This is a genomic window from Pseudomonas sp. NBRC 111138, assembly GCF_001320835.1.
In the GTDB taxonomy this organism is placed as follows: Bacteria; Pseudomonadota; Gammaproteobacteria; order Pseudomonadales; family Pseudomonadaceae; genus Aquipseudomonas; species Aquipseudomonas paracarnis.
Genome location: NZ_BCBO01000012.1, coordinates 1 through 18,884 on the forward strand (window position 1 = coordinate 1; position 18,884 = coordinate 18,884).

Here is an 18,884-nt window from a genome sequence, read left to right on the forward strand (position 1 = left end):
TTGATTACGGCAGGCACATTTACTCAGGACTCGGTAGGCAGCATTTATCAGGAAGGTCATGAGGACCAGATACTGGTACAAGCATTTGCCCACCAGGTGATCATTCCTCGCGACCCGCAATCCGGCCAGCCAACCGGTCAGCGCGTGCACAAACCGCTGATGATCAGCAAGGTTTTCGATAAATCCTCACCCTTGCTGTTCAGCGCCCTGACTACCGGCGAAGAAGTGTCCTGCCGGCTGGAATGGCTGCGCAACTCTTCCTCCGGGACTCTGGAGCACTATTTCACCATTGAACTGGAAGGCGCGACCATCGTGGACATCCAATCGCGCATGCCCAACTGCCAGGACCCCGACAACGCCCACTTCACCCATCTGGAGGACGTGCACTTCAGCTATCGCAAGATCATCTGGACTCACGAGGTCGCCGGGACGTCCGGTTCGGACGACTGGCGCAGTCCAGTGGCCGGCGGCTAAGCAGGGCGATAGGGCCCCGCTAACGAGGTGCCGAGTAATGGGGCAAGAGCGTTTTGCTTGATTTGCCGCTTTTGCAAAGTGAGCCGCCGCCATTGCGGAACCCTAGGTGGCCGTTACCTGAATAACGGATATGTACGCGGTCTGATCTGACATCTGGTCGGCTATCAGGCCGCCTTCGCGAGCAAGCCCGCAGTTTTGTTATCCTGGCGCTCCCGCCCACACGGACGCGCGCGTATGCACATCGACCCGGCCTTCATCCTTCACCAGACCGAGCACTGGCAGCTCAACCACCACCTAGCGTCGAAGCTGCCGGGCTACCTGATGCTTGGCGCCAAGGTACCGGTTGACTCCCTCGCTGACATGCCAGAAGCCGCACTGGCCGAAATGGGCGGTTTGCTCGCCAACATCCAACGAGTGATGCAAGCCCAGCTCCAGCCGAAGTGGCTATATATCAGCCGCTACGGACATATGCCGGGTTTCCCGCTGCACTTTCACTTCATTCCTGTCTATGACTGGGTGGAGCGAGCGTTCTGGCAGGACGAACGCTACCGCTCGCTGTACGCTTTCGGTACGCCGCCCCTCGAACCCATGACCGATGGCGCTGAACTGACCCTGTTTGTATGGCGCGAGTTTGGCGAGAGCCTCACCCCGCCGCAGGTTCACGGGCCAGGGGTGGCGCAGGTGATCGAGCAATTGCGCGCTGCATTCAAGCGGGACTCATAACGCGCAGCCGCTTCACCATCGGCACACACGCCAGCACCAACCCGGACGGAGAGCGATACACCGCCTGCTCATCGCCTACATACCCGCACGCGCTATAAAAACTTACCGCGTTCAAGGTCGCATCCAGCACAACCTGTTCAATCGCTTGCTGGCGTGCCACGCCTTCCAGATGAGCAAGCATTGCCTTGCCAAGGCCTTGCCCCATGTAAGCGGGCAATACAAACAAGGCCCCTATTTCACCGTCGGCAAGATCGAGCATACCGGTGGCGACAGGCTCGTCATTCAGCCAGCCCATGTAGAACTGTTTTTCCATCAACACGCTGTAGCCATCGCTGGCGTGACCTCGGGTCCAGAGCGCCATTTGCTCAGCGCTGTAGGCGCCAATGCATTGGCCGCGAATGGCCTCGCGTCGAATCTCGAACGCACGCTCGGCGTCATCCGGCGTGGCACGTTTTATCTCCAGCATCGCAAGCTCCTTCCATGACCTCAAACTGCCACTAGCCCATTTGTGCTAATCGACCCCACCCCACGGCGGCGCTATATTCCGCGGCACTTCCAACGTTCTCACCCACACCGCGCACTCAATGCGCGCGGGTTCTTTGCGCGTTGGAAAAACCAAAACAACCCCAAGGAAGAAGCACCATGAAACTCCACTCCCCTGTCACTCGCCTTGCCCTGCTGGGCGCCTTGATCATCGGCGTCGCCGGTTGCAGCAATATCAAACCCACCGAAGATCATCTCAAGAAGCTTTCGGAAACCAATCTGGGCGAGCCGGTAAAACGTATTTCCAATGTGCGCAGCGACTCCATGACCACCTACTACGTCGCTAACACAGCCTCCGGCGAGTACAACTGCTCCGTGCCCAGCGGTGCGAGCGGCGGCGCGTTCGCGATTGCCAGCTTCGGCCTGATGAAGCCCGCGGCCTACTGCATGCCCAAGGGCGCCAAAGGCAATGGGTTGACGCCGTTCATGCAGTAATTTTTTCCTGACTGAGCTCACGCAGGGTGCCGCGCAGCTCCGCAGGGCGTACCGGTTTGGAGAGGATAGCGATCTGCCGATCATGCAACGCGGCCTGGATTTTCTCCACATCGTGCCCGGTGAGGATCAGCGCTGGCACCGCCCAGCCGCGTTGTTCGCGTAGCTGGTCGATGCATTCAATGCCGGTGGCATGGTTGCCCAGATCGTAGTCGGCAACGATGATGTCGCAGTCGCTGACCAAGCCCTGCCCCGTGGACTCGGCCTGCACCTCGCACCCCCAGCGCTCGAGCAAAGCTTGGGTGGCGAGCAGCACGTTGTAGTCATCCTCCACCAGGCACACTTTCAGACCGCTGAGCAGACCGGCCTGGCGAGCATCGTCACGCACTGCCGGTTGACGCGGCGCGGTGGCCAGGGCCAGGCCATGCAGACTCACTGAGGTGCCATGGCCCACCCGCGAACGCAGGCTCACCTGCAACCCCATCAACTGCCCCAGGCGCTTGACGATGGACAGCCCAAGGCCCACGCCTTCAACGTCCTTGTCACGCAGTTGGCGCACGCGATAAAACTCTTCGAAGACCTTTGACAGATGCTCCCTGGCAATGCCCCGCCCCTGGTCGTGCACCTCCACCACCAAGCCGTTATCGCGAACACGCACACCGATCAGCACTGGTCGTTGCGCGCCGTATTTGAAGCAATTGGAAAGCAGGTTCTGCACCATCGTTGCCAACATGGCCGGGTCGACCAGCACCCAGTGAGCGCCGGCGCGCAAGCGCAACTGCACTCCAGCCCAGCGCGCAGCCTCGGCGTTCTGGCGCACCAGGTCGGCGAGAAAGTCACCCAGGTGAATCACTTGGTATTTGGGCAACAGGCGTCCGTTGTCGAGGGTGTAAAGGTCGAGAATCGAACGAAACAATTGCGACACGTTAAGCAAAGAGCGGTCGATATTGTCCACCAGGCGCTGTTCGTCCTCCCCCAAGCGGGCTTCGCGCAAGCAGGCGGTGAACAGGCCGATGGAGTGGATCGGCTGGCGCAGGTCATGGCTGGCCTGGGCAAGAAAGCGCGACTTTTCCAGGTTGGCTGCGATGGCTTGCTCGGAAGCCTTGCGTGTGCGCTCCAACAGGATATGGGCGTACACCGGGATCACTGTGCTGGTGATCATCAGCATCAGCATCATGAAGGGTTGCGCCTGCCACAGCGGCGTGAGTTGGTACACGATCAACAGCGCCAGCAACGCCAGCCCCGTCGCAATTGCCAGGTAGCGCGAACCGTAGCGCATGCCGTTGCCCAGGTTCACCCAGACCATCACCGCATACAGCGGCAATGCCGCCTCACCGCCCATCACCAGGCCGAACGAAGTGCCCGTGTAGTCGTGGATCATGCCGAAGATCCGCCGCGCCGGATAATGCCCAGGCCAGCGTGCGATCACCTGGCGCAACACGATGGATGCCAGCAGGAACAGCAAGATATACAGGATCACCGGCAGATAGGTGTCCAACGACTGCCCAGGCAAAAAGCCCAGCACGCCGATGTAAACGATAGCGATGCTGGCCACCACGATGCGCAGATTAGCCTGATCGAGTTCGGAGTTGGTCTCGGGGCTCATCGTCATATCCTTGACCTATCATCTGTAGGAGCGAGCTTGCTCGCGAAAAACGTCAACGATAACGCGTTGACCTGGGAATACGCGGTGCCGGTGCGTGCTTCGCGAGCAAGCTCGCTCCTACACCGAGGGTAAATAAAGTAGCATGCCTCGACACAACCTGGCCCCAGGAAGGAGCTCACCATGACCGGCCGGATCATCATCGCCGACGACCACCCCATGTTTCGCGAAGGCATGGCGCGCACCGTGCAACGCTTGCTGCCCGACGCCCAGGTGCAAGAGGCCGGCGACCTGGCCACGGTGAATACGTTGCTGCGCGAGGCGGGCGAGGTCGATACCCTGATCCTCGATTTGCGCTTTCCCGGCCTGACCTGCATCAGCCAACTGGCCGAAATGCGCCAGCAACTGCGACGCACCACCTTGGTGGTGGTGTCGATGGTCGACGACCCTGCGCTGATCGAACAAGTCATGGCCTTGGGCGTCGACGGTTTTATCGGCAAGAACATCGCCCCGGATGAGATCGGCCAGGCGCTGCTGGCGATACGCGCCGGCGAAGTGCTGGTCAAGTTCGCGCCGTCGGGCCTGCTGCCGCTGGACACTCATACCCTTACCACCCGCCAGCAGGAAGTGTTGCGCCTGATTGCCCAGGGCAAGACCAACAAGGAAATCGCCAAGGCCCTGGATATCTCGCCGTTTACCGTGCGCATTCATGTGTCGTCCCTGCTGCGCAGTCTGAAGGTACCGTCGCGGGCGGCGGCGGCGGTGAAGTACTCCGGAGAGCTCTAAGCTGTTTGTAGGAGCGAGCTTACTCGCGAGAAAACCACAGGCGCCGCGTTGACTCAGAAAACACGCGTTAGCGTTGACGTTTTTCGCGAGCAAGCTAGCTCCTACAGCCCCCTCTGCATCCGATATTTATGCTCAATTCCCAACTTAATAATATTTTATTAATCACCGCCCGCCCCCTAACTTGACGTCATGCCCAAGCTGAATCCAACTGCATTACGCAAGGACAGACACATGACTCAAGCAATAACAAAAATAGACACGCTGGTGGTGGGCGCAGGTCAGGCTGGCGTGGCCATGAGCGAGCATTTGAGCAAGCAAGGCGTGCCGCACCTGGTGCTGGAGCGCAGCCGTATCGCCGAACGCTGGCGCACCGGGCGCTGGGACTCGTTGGTCGCCAACGGCCCGGCCTGGCATGACCGCTTCCCCGGTCTGGAATTCGACGACGTCCCTGCCGATGGCTTCGCGCCAAAAGAGCGTGTCGCCGATTACTTTGAAGCCTACGCACGCAAATTCAATGCGCCGATCCGCACTGGCGTGGACGTGACGTCAGTGGTACGTAACATCGGCCGCCCCGGCTTCACCGTGCACACCAGTGAAGGTGTGATCGAAGCCAACCGCGTGGTCGCCGCCACCGGGCCATTCCAGAAGCCCGTGATTCCAGGCATAGCGCCGACAGGCACGGCTCTGCACCAGATCCATTCCGCCGACTATCGCAACCCTGGGCAACTGCCGGCGGGCGCCGTATTAGTGGTGGGCGCCGGTTCTTCCGGCGTACAAATCGCCGATGAACTGCAGCGCGCCGGTCGCCAGGTCTACCTGTCGGTAGGCGCCCATGACCGCCCGCCCCGCGCCTATCGCAACCGGGATTTCTGCTGGTGGCTGGGGGTTTTGGGCGAGTGGGACCAGGCGGCGATGAAACCTGGCCGTGAACACGTGACCATTGCTGTGAGCGGCGCCCACGGCGGCAAGACCATCGACTTCCGTGAACTGGCCCAGCAAGGCATGACCCTGGTTGGCCTGACCCAAGCCTTCGACGGCACAGTGGCGACGTTCCAACCCAACCTGGTGGAAAACCTGGCACGCGGGGATGAGAACTACCTGGCCCTGCTGGACGCGGCCGACGCGTATGTCGAACGCAATGGTCTCGACCTGCCCCAGGAGCCCGAAGCACGTCGCGTGTTTCCCGACGCTGAATGCATCAAGCAGCCAATCCTGACGCTGGACCTGGCCGAAGCGGGTATCACCTCGATGATCTGGGCCACCGGGTTTGCCGTGGACTACAGCTGGCTACAGGTGGACGCTTTCGACGCCGCCGGCAAGCCGCAACACCAACGTGGTGTATCCAGCGAAGCCGGCATCTACTTCCTCGGTTTGCCATGGCAATCGCGGCGTGGCTCGTCGTTTATCTGGGGGGTGTGGCACGACGCCAAATACGTAGCCGACCATATCGCTATCCAGCGTCAGTACCTCGAGTACCGCGAAGCCGCGCCGGTTGCCCGCCAGACCCCTGTCAGCGCCTGATCACTTTTTCCTGGAGTTTTTTGATGCCTACTCACACTCGCATCCGCATGTTCAACACCAAAGAAACCTATCCCAACCAGAGCCTGGATAACGACCTGTGCCAGGCCGTGCGCGCCGGCAACACCGTGTATGTACGCGGCCAGGTGGGCACTGATTTCGATGGCAACCTGGTGGGCCTCGGCGACCCTCGGGCGCAGGCCGAACAGGCGATGAAAAACGTCAAGCAACTGCTCGAAGAAGCCGGCAGCGACCTCAGCCACATCGTCAAAACCACCACCTACTTGGTCGACCCACGCTACCGCGAGCCGGTGTATCAGGAAGTGGGCAAGTGGCTCAAGGGCGTATTCCCGATTTCCACCGGGCTGGTGGTCTCGGCCCTGGGCCAGCCGCAGTGGCTGATGGAAATCGATGTGATCGCGGTTATCCCAGAGTAAGGAGGCTAGCCATGACCTTTTCAATCGTTGGCCGCTGCGCGGAAACCGGCCAGTTGGGCGTCGCCATCAGCTCATCAAGTATCGCCGTAGGCGCTCGCTGCCCATGGCTGCGGCCCGGCGTGGGCGCGGTATCGACCCAGAACATCACCTTGCCGGCCCTCGGCCCAGACGTGCTCGACGGGCTGGAACAGGGCCTGGCCCCAGACGATGCCGTGGACAAAGCACTCACCCGCAACGGCTACAGCCAGTATCGGCAACTGACGGCGATTGACCACCTGGGCCGCAGCGTGCATTTCAGCGGCAGCCAGACCCTGGGTACCCATCACGCGGTATCGGGCGAGCAATGCGTGGCGGCGGGCAACATGCTCGCCGACCGTGAAGTCATCACCGCGATGGTCTCGGCCTTTGAACAGGGCGAAGGCCAGCTCGCAGACCGGTTGCTGGCAGCGATGCATGCCGCCATCGCCGCCGGTGGCGAAGCCGGTCCGGTGCATTCCGCCGCGCTGGTGGTGGTGGGCGAGTTGACTTGGCCGATCATCAACTTGCGCGTGGATTGGGCCGACGAAGCGCCGATTGGCGAATTGCAAAAACTCTGGGACGCCTACCGCCCACAGGTACAGGACTATATCGATCGCGCCCTCGCCCCCGACCGCTCCCCCGGCTACGGCGTGGCCGGAGACGAGCGATGAGCCGCAGCCGCGACCTGCTGGAAACGCTGGTGGGCTTCGACACCACCAGCCGTGAGTCCAACCTTCAGTTGATCGAGTTTGTGCGCGATTACCTGGCCGGGTTTGGTATCGCCAGCGAGTTGGTCTACAACGCGCAACGCACCAAGGCCAACCTGTTTGCCAGCGTCGGCCCGGTTGAGCTGCCAGGTATCGTGCTGTCGGGGCATACCGACGTGGTGCCAGTGGATGGGCAACCCTGGACCCTGCCGCCGTTCACGTTGACCGAGCGTGACGGCAAGCTGTTCGGGCGCGGCACCGCCGACATGAAGGGGTATATCGCGTGCGTACTGGCGTTGGTACCCGCACTGGTCAAAACACCGTTGCGCCTGCCGGTGCATATCGCCCTGTCCTACGATGAAGAAGTCGGATGCCTGGGCGTACGCTCATTGCTCGCTGTTCTGGAACAGCGCCCGGTGAAACCCATGCTGTGCATCATCGGCGAACCGACCGAACTCAAACCGGTGTTGGGTCATAAGGGCAAGTTGGCGATGCGCTGCGACATACAGGGTCAAGCATGTCATTCGGCGTATGCGCCCTCGGGGGTGAATGCGATCGAACATGCCGCCGATCTGATCTGCGAACTCGGGCGCATCGGCCAGCGCTTGCGTTCGCACCAGGACCCACGTTTCAACCCACCTTTCAGCACGGTACAGACCGGCCTGATCAGTGGTGGCAAGGCATTGAACATCGTCCCGGCCGATTGTCGCTTTGACTTTGAAGTACGCGCCCTGCCCGCCTCGGACCCCGCTGAAGTCGCTCAAGAACTGCAAGCGTACGCCATGCAGCAGGTACTGCCGCGTATGCAGGCGGTCAGCAAGCAGAGCTCCATTCGGTTCACAGAGCTGTCGGCCTACCCGGGGCTGGTCACGGATGAGCACAGCCAGGCGGCGCAGCTGATTGCGGCGTTTTGCGGCTCGCAAGCGTTCGGCACCGTAGCGTTTGGCACCGAAGGCGGGCTGTTTGATGCGGCAGGCATTCCCACCGTGGTATGCGGGCCCGGGAGCATGGAGCAGGGGCATAAGCCGGATGAGTTTGTGAGCGTAGCGCAATTGGCGGGATGTGATGCCATGTTGGGGCGCATGCTGGACTCGATCCGCTGAGCCAAACACTGCTTCCACAGACAATGCAAATGGATCGTGTTGGATCAGGCAGATAGGGGTCGGCTGGGGGCCATCATCGCAGGCAAGCCAGCTCCCACAAAAGGCCAGCCTCCAGTCAGACCAGCTCCCGAGCAAGAAACGGCGCAGTCCGGCTGGTCTTGCTCTTGGCCACCTTCTGCGGCGCCCCACACGCCACGACTCTCCCGCCCAAGTCCCCTGCTCCCGGCCCGATATCAATCACCCAGTCACTTTGGGCCACAACGCGCATTTCATGCTCCACCACAACCACCGTATGCCCCGCATCCACCAACTGGTTCAGTTGGCTGAGCAAACGATCGACGTCCCTGGGGTGCAACCCGGTGGTCGGCTCGTCCAGCACATACAAGGTGGCGCCCCGGGCATTGCGTTGCAACTCGGTAGCGAGCTTGATGCGCTGTGCCTCACCGCCCGACAACTCGGTGGCCGGCTGCCCGAGGCGCAGATAACCCAGGCCGATATCGCGCAGCACGACTAACGAACGCAGGATGCCCGGCTGCTCGGCAAACACCTGCACCGCTTGCTCCACCGTCAACCCCAGCACCTGGGCGATGTTCAAGCCCTGCCATTTGATCGCCAGGGTGTCGGGGTTATAGCGCGCGCCGTGACAGGTCGGGCATGGCGCGTACACGCTGGGCATGAACAGCAATTCAACGCTGACAAAACCTTCACCCTCACAGTTCGGGCAACGGCCCTTGGCGACGTTGAAGGAGAACTGCCCGGCATCGTAATTGCGTTTCTTGGCCGCTGGCGTGGCGGCAAACAGTTTGCGCACGTTGTCGAACAGCCCGGTGTAGGTCGCCAGGTTGGAACGCGGCGTGCGGCCGATGGGCTTCTGGTCCACCTGCACCAGGCGCTGAATGTGCTCGAGCCCGGCGCTGATGCGCCCGCCACTGGCTTGCGGTGCAGCATCTTCCAGGCTCGGTTCGTCGTCGCTTTCCAGCACACGCCCCAGGCCCGTGCCCACCAATTCCAGCAGCGCCTGGCTGACCAGGCTGGATTTGCCCGAGCCGGAAATCCCCGTCACCGCGGTGAAACAGCCCAGCGGGAAATCCACGTTCAAATCTTTCAGGTTATTTCGCGTCACGCCTTTGAGCTTCAGCCAACCGGCCGGCTCGCGGCTTGGCACATTGGCCGGGCGAGGTGAGGCAAACAGGTATTCGCGGGTCTGCGAGGCCTCGACATCCGCCAACCCTGCGGGCGGCCCGCTGTACAGCACTTGCCCGCCATGTTCGCCGGCAGCCGGGCCCACGTCGATCAGCCAGTCGGCGCGGCGCATGGTTTCCAGGTCATGTTCCACCACAAACAGCGAATTGCCCGCGGCCTTCAAACGATCAAGCGCGGTGAACAATGCTTCGCCATCCGCCGGGTGCAGGCCCGCCGAAGGCTCATCGAGCACATAAATAACACCGAACAACTGCGAGCCCAATTGGGTAGCCAGGCGCAGACGCTGCAGTTCCCCGGACGACAGGGTCGGCGTGCTGCGCTCCAGGGACAGATAGCCCAGGCCCAGTTCGATCAAGGTGTTGACCCGTTCGAGCAGGTCCTGGGCGATGCGCTGGGCCGCCAGGCGTTTTTCCACCGACAGCTTCATCGTGTCGTGCCCCGCGGCCACCGGCTGCAGCAACTCGGCCAATTGCGCCAGGGACAATTGCGACAGCTCACCGATATCCACCCCGGCAAACTTCACCGACAACGCCGCCTGGTTCAGGCGTTTGCCCTCGCACAATGGGCAGGCACTGCCTTGCATGAACTGCGATACACGCTTTTTCATCAGCGCGCTTTGGGTGTTGGCGAAGGTGTGCAGGATATAGCGCCGAGCGCCGCTGAAGGTGCCTTGGTAACTGGGCTCCAACTTGCGTTTCAACGCCTCGCGGGTCTGCTGCGGGGTGAAGCCGGCGTACACCGGTACGGTGGGGGTTTCTTCGGTGAACAGGATCCAGTCGCGCTGCTTTTTCGGCAGCTCGCGCCACGGGATGTCCACGTCATAACCCAGGGTCACGAGGATGTCGCGCAGGTTCTGGCCCTGCCACGCCAACGGCCAGGACGCCACTGCACGCTGGCGGATGGTCAAGGACGGATCGGGCACCATCAGCGCTTCGGTCACTTCATACACGCGGCCCAGGCCGTGGCATTGCGGGCACGCGCCCTGGGGCAGGTTCGGCGAGAAGTCCTCGGCATACAACATGGCCTGCCCTTTCGGATAGCGGCCGGCGCGGGAATAGAGCATGCGGATCAAGCTCGACAAGGTGGTGACACTGCCCACCGACGAGCGCGCACTGGGTGTACCCCGTTGCTGTTGCAGGGCCACGGCAGGCGGCAAGCCTTCGATGCTGTCTACGTCCGGCACGCCGACCTGGTCGATCAAGCGCCGCGCATAGGGCGCCACCGATTCGAAATAGCGGCGCTGGGCCTCCGCGTACACCGTGGAAAACGCCAGAGACGATTTGCCGGAGCCAGACACGCCGGTAAATACCACCAAGGCGTCCCGGGGAATATCCACATCGACATTGCGCAAATTATGTTCACGGGCGCCACGCACCCTGACGAAGCCCGTTTGCCGGGCGGTGAGCGGTGGGATGTTGCGCTGTGAAGTCATGGGCAACCTTGTCTTGCGCTTAGCACCCTGCGCACGCGTTGGGTCAGGGCATCGGGGCTGTAGGGTTTGCTCAGCAGGTGGATATCGGCGCTGAGCAGATGATTGGAAGACAGAATGTCGCGGGTGTGGCCCGAGGTAAACAGCACCGGCACCGGCGGGTTCTGCGCGCGGGCCCAGGTGGCCAGATCGGTGCTCTTGACCCGACCCGGCATCACCACATCGGTGAAGATCAGGTCCGGCGACACGCCGCGCTGCAACACTTGCATCGCGCGGTCGCCATCCTCGGCGGTCAGTACGGTATAACCCGACTGCTGCAGCAACTCGACCACCGTCAGGCGCACGCCTTCGTTGTCCTCGACCACCAGGATGGTTTCCTGGCCGCCGCCTTGCAGGTCCGCATCACTGTAGTCGTCGAGGCATTCAGGCTCCAGGCAGTGGGGGAAATACATCTGCACCACCGAGCCCTTGCCCTCCTCGCTCCACATGTCCACGTGCCCGCCACTTTGGCGCACAAAACCGAACACCATGCTCAGGCCCAGGCCGGTGCCGTGGCCTTCGCGCTTGGTGGTAAAGAAGGGTTCGAATGCGCGCTTGAGCGTCGCCTCGGACATGCCCACGCCGGTGTCGGCCACTGCCAGGCGCACGTACTCGCCGGGCTTGATGCTTTTACCGATGCAATCGTCCGGGTTGAGGATGACGTTTTCTCCGGTGATACGAATCACACCCTCGCCTTGCATGGCATCGCGGGCGTTGATCGCCAGGTTGAGCAGCGCGTTTTCCAGCTGGTTGCGGTCGACATTGATGCACCAGGAGTCCTGGGGCAGTTGCACGTCGATATGGATGGTTTCCCCCAACGCCCGTTGCAACAGCTCGCCCAGGCCGGCGTAGATGCGCTGCGGGTTGTACACCGCCGGAGACAAGGGCTGGCGACGGGCAAAGGCCAGCAGTTGCGACGACAGCTTGGCCCCTCGCTCCACGGCGGCGATGGCCGCGGTGACGCGACGTTGCACCTGACAATTGTCCGGCTCATGCCTGGCGAGCAAATGCAGGTTGCCGGCGATCACTTGCAGCAGGTTATTGAAGTCATGGGCCACGCCACCGGTCAGGCCGCCAATCGCTTCCAGCTTCTGTGACTGGCGCAACTGGTCTTCTGCGGCAGACCGCGCCTGCACTTCAGCGGCTACGCGTTGCTCCAGATTATGGGTGAGCTCCTGGCGCACCCGCTCGGACTTCACCAGTTCGGTGGTTTCCACCACAATCGCCAGCACCCCGGCCGGCTGTTGGTTGTCCCCGGCCACGGGGCTGTAATAGAGGTCCAGCCATACGCTTTCCGGTTGGCCGTGACGCGATAACACCAGCTCCTTGTTATTGAACGACAAGGTACCGCCCGCCAGGCACGTATCCACCACGTGCCGATTGAACTCGGCTACTTCCGGCCAGCCCAGTTCGACCGGAGTGCCCAAGAGGTAGGGATGGCGCCCGCCGGCAAATACCGAATAGCTGTCGTTGTAGATCATGTACCCCGCCCGCCCCCACAGCATCACCATCGGCACGGGTGAGGCGAGCATCATTTGCACGGTGCAAGCCAGGCTCGTGGACCACTGATCCAAGGGGCCAAGGTCGGTACTTGACCAGTCAAACGTGCGAATCCGCTGGGCCATTTCGCCGGCCCAGCCTTCACAGCCATGGGGGTTGGATAAAAATTGCATGATTGGGCTCTGTGCAGGGACAAGACAGTCGCAAGTTTTGGAGCGCGCCAGCGGTGGATGGTTTCATCCTGAGCACAGAGGAATGCACAAACCCCTGGAACTCAATGAAAATCCCGGCTGCGCACCACCATTCCATCCAGCAACGGCGTCAAATCGGTGAGGCGCCCCGCGATCAAATGCCGCACCTCACCTACCGCCTCCCACCGGCCGTCCACCTTGAGCAAACGCGAGCCCACCAGCGCCTGGCGCTGACGCTCGGCCAGGTCGCGCCAGACCACCACATTGAGGTTGCCGAACTCATCTTCCAGGGTGACAAAGGTCACGCCGCTCGCCGTGCCAGGGCGCTGGCGGCCAGTGACCAACCCGGCGATGCTCACGTTGCGCCCATGTTCCACCGCCAGCAATTCCTGGGAACTGCGGCAGCGGCGCCGGCGTAACTCGGCGCGCAACAACGCCAGGGGATGGGGCCCCAGGGTGGTACCGAGGGTGGCGTAATCGGCGTGCAAATCTTCGCCGACCGTAGGTTCGGGTAATGCCACCCGCGTTTCATCGGGGCTCGGCAGGCCGGCAAACAAGCCCAGTTGCTGATGCACACCGGCCACGTCCCAGCGCGCCTGATGGCGGTTGCCGGCCAGGGCGCGCAAGGCCCCGGCATCCGCCAACAGCGCCTGGGCACGCGTATCCAGCCCGGCGCGCGCGTCCAGGTCAGCGATGTCATTGAACAGCCGCTGCTGCCTCGCCGCTTCGATACGCCGCCCGTCGTCCTCGCGAAACCCCGAGATCATGCGCAAGCCCAGGCGAATCGCCGGTTGCTGGCCGTCGATGGGCTCCAGGCTGCATTCCCAGTCGCTGGCCTGCACATCTACCGGGCGGATCTGCAAGCGATGGCGCCGGGCGTCCTGCAGGATCTGGTCCGGGCTGTAGAAGCCCATGGGCCAGCTGTTGATCAGGGCGCAGGCAAAGGCCGCCGGCTCATGGCATTTGAGCCAGCAACTGGCATAGGTCAGCAAGGCGAAACTGGCGGCGTGGGACTCCGGGAAACCATAGCTGCCAAAGCCCTTGATCTGCTCGAAAATCTGCGCGGCAAAGGCTTCGGTGTAGCCATTCTTCAGCATGCCGGTGCGCAGGCGCTGCTGATGCGGCTCCAGGCCGCCGTGGCGTTTCCAGGCGGCCATGGAGCGGCGCAACTGGTCGGCCTCGCCAGGGCTGTAGTCGGCGGCGACCATCGCGATTTGCATCACCTGTTCCTGGAACAGCGGGATGCCCAGGGTGCGTTCCAGCACGGCCTTCAATTGCGGCGACGGATAGGTGGTGGGCTCTTCATTATTCCGCCGACGCAAGTACGGATGCACCATGCCGCCCTGGATCGGCCCAGGCCGCACAATGGCAACCTCGATCACCAGGTCATAAAACGTCTGCGGCTTGAGCCGGGGCAACATCGACATCTGCGCCCGCGACTCGATCTGGAACACACCGATGGTGTCGGCCTTGCTGATCATGGCGTAGGTGGCCGGGTCTTCCTTGGGAATCGTGGCCAGGCTCAAGTCCCGGTGGCGATGTCGGCGCAGCAAATCGAAGCAGCGGCGGATCGCGCTGAGCATGCCCAGGGCAAGGATGTCCACCTTGAGCAAACCGACGGCGTCGAGGTCGTCTTTGTCCCACTGGATAATGGTGCGCTCGGCCATGGCCGCATTTTCCACCGGCACCAGGGTGTCCAGCGGGTATTCGCTGATCACAAAGCCGCCAGGGTGCTGGGACAGGTGCCGCGGAAAACCGATCAGTTGCTGGGTCAATGTCAAGACACGCCGCAGCAGTGGGCTGTCCGGGTCGAAGCCGCTTTCACGCAGGCGCTCCAACGGCGGCGCCTCATCGCTCCAGCGCCCGCAGCAATCGGCCAAGACGTTGATCTGGTCCGCCGGCAGCCCGAGGGCCTTGGCCACATCACGTACCGCGCCCGTGGCGTGGTAACTGCTGACCACCGCCGTCAAGGCTGCACGGGTGCGGCCATAGCGCTGGAACACGTATTGCAGCACCTCTTCGCGGCGTTCGTGCTCAAAGTCCACGTCGATGTCCGGCGGCTCGTTGCGCTCTTTGGACAGGAAGCGCTCGAACAGCAGGTTGGTCAGGCTCGGGTTGATTTCGGTGATGCCCAGGGCAAAACACACCGCCGAGTTAGCCGCCGAACCCCGGCCCTGGCACAGGATCGAACGGCTGCGGGCGAAACGCACGATGTCATGCACCGTAAGGAAATAGCTTTCGTAACCCAGCTCGCTGATCAGCTGCAGTTCACGATGGATTTGCTGCAAGGTCTTGTCGTCGATGCCTTCGGGCCAGCGCTGGGCGATGCCTTCTTCGGTGAGGGCGCGCAGCCAGGATTGGGCGTCATGCCCCGCGGGTACCAGCTCGCGTGGATAGTGATAGCGCAACTGGCCGAGGTCGAAGGTGCAGCGCCGCGCGAGGGCGAGGGTTTCATCCAGCAAGGCCTGGGGGTACAGCGCCGCCAGCGCGTCGAGGCTGCGCAGGTGGCGTTCGCCATTGGGGTGCAGGCGCGTGCCAGCTTCGGCCACCGGCACGTGGTGACGGATGGCGGTCATGGTGTCTTGCAGGGCACGGCGGCCTCGCGCATGCATATGCACATCGCCGCAGGCCACGGCAGGGATTTGCAGGCTGTGGGCCAGTTGCAAGCGCTGTTGCAGATGGCGCGCATCGTCCTGCCCACAGTGCAGGTGCACCGCCAGCCACAGGCGCTGGTCGAAGGTGCGGCGCAGCCAGTCGAGGCTGGCCTGGGTGTCGCTGTCTTGCGCCACCCACAACGCCAACAGGCCGGGCAACGGTTGCTCGAAATCTTCCTGTAGCAGGCGATAACTGCCCTTTTCAGCCCGACGCCGGGCCAGGGTGATCAGCCGGCACAGGTGCTGGTAACCGCTCAGGTTCTCCACCAGCAGCACCAGTTTCGGGCCATTTTCGATGTGCATTTCGCTGCCGATAATCAACGGCAAGTCCACGGCTTTGGCGGCTTGCCAGGCACGCACGATGCCTGACAGCGTGCATTCATCGGTAATCGCCAGGGCGCTGTAGCCTTGGCGCTTGGCGCGCTCGAAAAGCTCCAGCGCACTGGAGGCACCACGCTGGAAGCTGAAATTGGACAGGCAGTGCAGCTCGGCATAATTCATGCGCCCCCACCCCCTGTTGTAGGAGCGAGCTTGCTGTGGCGAGGGAGCTTGCTCCCGCTGACTGCGCAGCAGTCTCCGGCTTTTATTGGGGGCGCTACGCACCCCAGCGCAAGCAAGCTTGCTCGCCACAGTAAGTGCGCTCCAGCTGAGGGGATGCTCATGCAAACCACCCTTGCAACCACAGCCCATCGCCTTGCCCCACCGTGCGATAGGCCCAACCCTGCTGGCCGGCGCGGGTCTGGACCAGGTAATAGTCGCGGCGAACATCGGCGCCATCCCACCAGCCGGATTCAATGCGCTCCGGACCCATCAGGATCTGTACGCCGTGTTCGGCCAGCAAGGTCGGTTGCGGCAATAACCAGCCTGGGCGGCGGACCTTGTTCAAGCTCGGGCACGCCTGGTGGTCGGTCGCAGCCTGCCAGGCGCATTCAGGGCGATGGTCGGCCTGAAAACGCAGGCCCTGCACCGCCTCATCCCCCAGGCGTGCACGCAGGCGTTCGCGCAACTGTTCCCACGGCAGGGTTTGTTGCGGGCGGTCGTCGAACAGGTCCTGGCGTTGCGGCACGAACACCGGCAAGTCCTCGGCCACCAGGCGCACACCCCGCACCGGCGCGGTGACCTGTACCTGCTCCAGGCGCCCACGGGCCAGTTCGAACAACATTGAAGGCTCGCGCTCGGCGCTGAGCAGGCCCACCTTGATCACGCTGTCTTGTGCCTGGGCGTGTTCCAGGTGCAGGTCAAAGCGCTGCACGCCACTGTCGCGGCCGCACAGGAACGCGGACAGGTCGCCGGTCAAACGCCGCAAGGGGAACAACAGCGCCTGGTGGGATTGCACATCGAAATTCAACTCGATGCGTGCATCGAACTGGTCGGGCGGTTGATAAAAATCCAGGGCCAATGGCCGCTGCCCGCTCAGGGCGTCGAGGTGCTTGAGCAGGCTGGCGTCAAAACGTCGCGCCAGGGTATGCCGGGGCAAGGCCTGCACCTGGGCCAGGCTGCGCAGGCCCATGCGCGACAAGGCGGTGGCGGCCTGGGGTTCAAGGCCTGCACGGTCGACAGGCAGCGACGCCAGGGCCTGCATCAGGGCGCTGTCATCGGCCACGGCCAGGCCGTCGTAGCCGTTTGCCAATATCCGCGCCGCCGCCGGGTTGGGCGCAGCGACGATGCGATGACGAAAGCCAAGTTCGGTCAGCTCTTTGCGCAAACGCGCCTCGAGGTGCGGCCAGGGGCCGAACAGGCCCAGGCTCGATTCGATCTCGAACAACAAGGCCCGTGGGTAATACAGGCTGACCTGGGAGCTGAATCGGTAGGCCCAGGCGGCCAGAAACTGCTGCAGGCGCTCGATCTCCAGCGGGTCGTATTCGACACAGGCAAACTGCTTGACCAGGGCATGGGCTGCCGTCAACGATTGCCCGGGGCGCAGGCCCAAGGCGCGTGCGGCGGCGTTGACGGTTTGCAACACGCGCCGCTGCGGCGTGCCGGCCAGCAGCGCCAGCGGCTGCTCGGGTTCGGGGTGCACACGCTGTGCCCCGTCCAGCGCCAATTGCGGGAAGACAATACACACCCAACGCATGGCAACCTCAATGCCCCGCCAGGGCAATTGGCGCCGGATGGGCCAGCCCGCCACGGCACTTGAGCACCCGCACTTGCGCGGGCCTGGCCTCGACCGCCAGGCGCAGGGCGGCAGGCGAGGCATTGATCGCCTCGCTCAGGGAGCGCCAGGCAAACGCCAGGGTCTGCCCGGTTTCGGCCGCCACCTGCAAACGCCGCAAGGCACGATCATCGGCCTTGCGCGGCCAACACAACACCGCGCCGCAACTGCCAGAACGCAGGCATTGCTCCACCGCCCACAACGCGTCACGCTCCTCGGCCCGGATGATGGACAGCTGGCGCACATCCACCCCGGCGTTCTGCCACGCATGGGGATAGGGGGTATAGGGCGGCGCCACCAGCACAATGCGCTCGCCCAAGGCCGACAGGCGCGCCAGGGTAGGCAGCACCAGTTGCAACTCGCCCACCCCGTCCTGGGCCATCAGGATTTCACTCAAGGCCGATTCCGGCCAGCCGCCACTGGGCAGCACCGCATCCAGCGCCGCCAGCCCCGTAGGATGTACGCTGGCCGGGGGCGCGGCGGGCCGGCCCTTCCAGACTCGCCCGCCATTGAACAGCGAGTCCAGGGCAACCACGGCGCCCATCAGCCTTGCCTCACCAGGCCGCAGAACACGCCTTCGATGGCCAAGTCCTGCTCGGGCCCGACCACGATGGGTTGATAGGCCGGGTTGCGCGGCAACAGGCGAACCCTGTCGCCACTGCGCTCGAAACGCTTGATGGTGACGTCGCCGTCCAGGCGCGCCACCACAATCTGCCCGTTCAAGGCTTCGGCACTGCGGCGCACGCCCACCAGGTCGCCATCGAGAATGCCATCTTCAATCATCGAATCGCCCTGCACCCGCAGCAGGTAATCGGGGGTTTTGGCGAAAGTGGCGGGGTCCAGTTGCAAGCGGCTGTGCACCTCGGCATCGGCGCCAATCGGCCGACCGGCCGCCACACGACCGAGCACCGGTACATCCAGCCACTCGGGACGCGCAGGTTGATTGAGCAAGCGAATGCCACGGGCCTGGTTGGGGTTGACCTCGATAAACCCAGCTTCGGTCAGCGCCACCACATGCTTGCGGGCGACGCTGCGCGAGGCGAAGCCGAACGCCTCGGCGATCTCGGCGAGGCTGGGAGGCTGGCCTTGTTGCGCGATGCGCTCGCGAATGAAGGTCAGGATGGCGGTGCGGCGGGGAGTCAGGTTTGTCATGGAGTACATTTGTACTCCTGTGGGAAATTTCTGACAATAACCGTCAGTCGGGGCTGGGTGTTACACCTGTGGGAGCTGGCTTGCCTGCGATGGCGGCCTGACAGTCGACGCAGTTATACCGAGTACATATCCATTGCTGCGGTAACGGCCACTTAGGGTTCCGCTTTTACAGCGGGTCACTTTTGGAAAAGAGCCCCAAAAGTAACCAAAAGGGCTCTTG

Annotated in this window: 16 protein-coding genes; 8 read left to right on the forward strand and 8 right to left on the reverse strand. The window is 62.9% G+C overall.

Annotated elements, in window-relative coordinates:
- A partial coding sequence (locus APH41_RS01775) for an Hcp family type VI secretion system effector (protein WP_256220078.1) occupies positions 1–474 on the forward strand: 474 nt, incomplete at its 5' end.
- A gap of 234 nt (positions 475–708) precedes the next feature.
- Positions 709–1,197, forward strand: a complete 489-nt coding sequence (locus APH41_RS01780; protein ID WP_054898524.1) for an HIT family protein — start codon at positions 709–711, stop codon at positions 1,195–1,197.
- On the opposite strand, the gene APH41_RS01785 is transcribed toward APH41_RS01780, so the two are convergent.
- Positions 1,181–1,663, reverse strand: coding sequence for a GNAT family N-acetyltransferase (locus APH41_RS01785; protein WP_054917124.1), 483 nt, complete (start codon positions 1,661–1,663; stop codon positions 1,181–1,183). The genes APH41_RS01780 and APH41_RS01785 overlap by 17 nt on opposite strands.
- Positions 1,664–1,839: 176 nt before the next feature.
- On the opposite strand from APH41_RS01785, the gene APH41_RS01790 reads away from it, so the two are divergent.
- Positions 1,840–2,175: a hypothetical protein gene (locus APH41_RS01790; RefSeq protein ID WP_044273082.1), complete on the forward strand. Its 336-nt coding sequence runs from the start codon at positions 1,840–1,842 to the stop codon at positions 2,173–2,175.
- On the opposite strand, the gene APH41_RS01795 is transcribed toward APH41_RS01790, so the two are convergent.
- The gene (locus APH41_RS01795; protein WP_054917126.1) at positions 2,165–3,778 is read right to left on the reverse strand and encodes a hybrid sensor histidine kinase/response regulator; all 1,614 of its coding nucleotides are present in this window, start codon (positions 3,776–3,778) and stop codon (positions 2,165–2,167) included. The genes APH41_RS01790 and APH41_RS01795 overlap by 11 nt on opposite strands.
- Before the next feature lie 180 nt (positions 3,779–3,958).
- Between APH41_RS01795 and APH41_RS01800 the strand changes: the two genes are divergently transcribed.
- The 5 genes from APH41_RS01800 to argE all read left to right on the forward strand — a co-directional run bounded on the left by APH41_RS01800 (position 3,959) and on the right by argE (position 8,344).
- Positions 3,959–4,561, forward strand: coding sequence for a response regulator transcription factor (locus APH41_RS01800; protein ID WP_054898522.1), 603 nt, complete (start codon positions 3,959–3,961; stop codon positions 4,559–4,561).
- 189 nt (positions 4,562–4,750) lie between these two features.
- Positions 4,751–6,082 carry a flavin-containing monooxygenase gene (locus APH41_RS01805; protein WP_371262604.1) on the forward strand — a complete coding sequence of 444 codons (1,332 nt, stop codon included), beginning with the start codon at positions 4,751–4,753 and terminating at the stop codon, positions 6,080–6,082.
- A 23-nt stretch (positions 6,083–6,105) separates the two neighbouring features.
- Positions 6,106–6,516 carry a RidA family protein gene (locus APH41_RS01810; RefSeq protein ID WP_054917131.1) on the forward strand — a complete coding sequence of 137 codons (411 nt, stop codon included), beginning with the start codon at positions 6,106–6,108 and terminating at the stop codon, positions 6,514–6,516.
- 11 nt (positions 6,517–6,527) lie between these two features.
- Positions 6,528–7,205 carry a DUF1028 domain-containing protein gene (locus APH41_RS01815; RefSeq protein WP_054898520.1) on the forward strand — a complete coding sequence of 226 codons (678 nt, stop codon included), beginning with the start codon at positions 6,528–6,530 and terminating at the stop codon, positions 7,203–7,205.
- Complete coding sequence (gene argE, locus APH41_RS01820) at positions 7,202–8,344, forward strand: acetylornithine deacetylase (RefSeq protein WP_054917132.1); 1,143 nt, start codon at positions 7,202–7,204, stop codon at positions 8,342–8,344. The genes APH41_RS01815 and argE overlap by 4 nt, the downstream gene beginning before the upstream one ends.
- A 115-nt stretch (positions 8,345–8,459) precedes the next feature.
- Here the strand turns inward: argE and uvrA are convergent, their stop codons facing one another.
- From uvrA to lexA, 6 genes are all read right to left on the reverse strand, one after another.
- Positions 8,460–10,979: an excinuclease ABC subunit UvrA gene (uvrA, locus tag APH41_RS01825; protein WP_054898518.1), complete on the reverse strand. Its 2,520-nt coding sequence runs from the start codon at positions 10,977–10,979 to the stop codon at positions 8,460–8,462.
- The gene (locus APH41_RS01830) at positions 10,976–12,688 is read right to left on the reverse strand and encodes an ATP-binding protein (protein ID WP_054917134.1); all 1,713 of its coding nucleotides are present in this window, start codon (positions 12,686–12,688) and stop codon (positions 10,976–10,978) included. Before APH41_RS01830 ends, uvrA begins: the two co-directional genes overlap by 4 nt.
- 101 nt (positions 12,689–12,789) lie before the next feature.
- Positions 12,790–15,861, reverse strand: a complete 3,072-nt coding sequence (locus tag APH41_RS01835; protein ID WP_054917135.1) for an error-prone DNA polymerase — start codon at positions 15,859–15,861, stop codon at positions 12,790–12,792.
- A gap of 157 nt (positions 15,862–16,018) precedes the next feature.
- Positions 16,019–17,434, reverse strand: coding sequence for a DNA polymerase Y family protein (locus tag APH41_RS01840; protein ID WP_054917136.1), 1,416 nt, complete (start codon positions 17,432–17,434; stop codon positions 16,019–16,021).
- 7 nt (positions 17,435–17,441) lie between these two features.
- Entirely contained in the window at positions 17,442–18,056 is a 615-nt protein-coding gene (gene imuA / locus APH41_RS01845; RefSeq protein ID WP_003191873.1) for a translesion DNA synthesis-associated protein ImuA, read from the reverse strand.
- Positions 18,056–18,673, reverse strand: a complete 618-nt coding sequence (lexA, locus tag APH41_RS01850; protein ID WP_054917138.1) for a transcriptional repressor LexA — start codon at positions 18,671–18,673, stop codon at positions 18,056–18,058. The genes imuA and lexA overlap by 1 nt, the downstream gene beginning before the upstream one ends.
- Between the last annotated feature and the right edge of the window lie 211 nt (positions 18,674–18,884).

What these genes read in the sequence shown, in the direction of transcription:
- APH41_RS01810 (WP_054917131.1), top strand. Translation starts at nt 6,106, where the DNA reads ATGCCTACTCACACTCGCATCCGCATGTTCAACACCAAAGAAACCTAT.
- APH41_RS01800 (WP_054898522.1), top strand. Translation starts at nt 3,959, where the DNA reads ATGACCGGCCGGATCATCATCGCCGACGACCACCCCATGTTTCGCGAA.
- APH41_RS01805 (WP_371262604.1), top strand. Translation starts at nt 4,751, where the DNA reads ATGCCCAAGCTGAATCCAACTGCATTACGCAAGGACAGACACATGACT.
- APH41_RS01830 (WP_054917134.1), bottom strand. Translation starts at nt 12,688, where the DNA reads ATGCAATTTTTATCCAACCCCCATGGCTGTGAAGGCTGGGCCGGCGAA.
- lexA (WP_054917138.1), bottom strand. Translation starts at nt 18,673, where the DNA reads ATGTACTCCATGACAAACCTGACTCCCCGCCGCACCGCCATCCTGACC.
- APH41_RS01790 (WP_044273082.1), top strand. Translation starts at nt 1,840, where the DNA reads ATGAAACTCCACTCCCCTGTCACTCGCCTTGCCCTGCTGGGCGCCTTG.
- APH41_RS01795 (WP_054917126.1), bottom strand. Translation starts at nt 3,778, where the DNA reads ATGAGCCCCGAGACCAACTCCGAACTCGATCAGGCTAATCTGCGCATC.
- APH41_RS01780 (WP_054898524.1), top strand. Translation starts at nt 709, where the DNA reads ATGCACATCGACCCGGCCTTCATCCTTCACCAGACCGAGCACTGGCAG.
- APH41_RS01785 (WP_054917124.1), bottom strand. Translation starts at nt 1,663, where the DNA reads ATGCTGGAGATAAAACGTGCCACGCCGGATGACGCCGAGCGTGCGTTC.
- argE (WP_054917132.1), top strand. Translation starts at nt 7,202, where the DNA reads ATGAGCCGCAGCCGCGACCTGCTGGAAACGCTGGTGGGCTTCGACACC.
- uvrA (WP_054898518.1), bottom strand. Translation starts at nt 10,979, where the DNA reads ATGACTTCACAGCGCAACATCCCACCGCTCACCGCCCGGCAAACGGGC.
- imuA (WP_003191873.1), bottom strand. Translation starts at nt 18,056, where the DNA reads ATGGGCGCCGTGGTTGCCCTGGACTCGCTGTTCAATGGCGGGCGAGTC.
- APH41_RS01840 (WP_054917136.1), bottom strand. Translation starts at nt 17,434, where the DNA reads ATGCGTTGGGTGTGTATTGTCTTCCCGCAATTGGCGCTGGACGGGGCA.
- APH41_RS01815 (WP_054898520.1), top strand. Translation starts at nt 6,528, where the DNA reads ATGACCTTTTCAATCGTTGGCCGCTGCGCGGAAACCGGCCAGTTGGGC.
- APH41_RS01835 (WP_054917135.1), bottom strand. Translation starts at nt 15,861, where the DNA reads ATGAATTATGCCGAGCTGCACTGCCTGTCCAATTTCAGCTTCCAGCGT.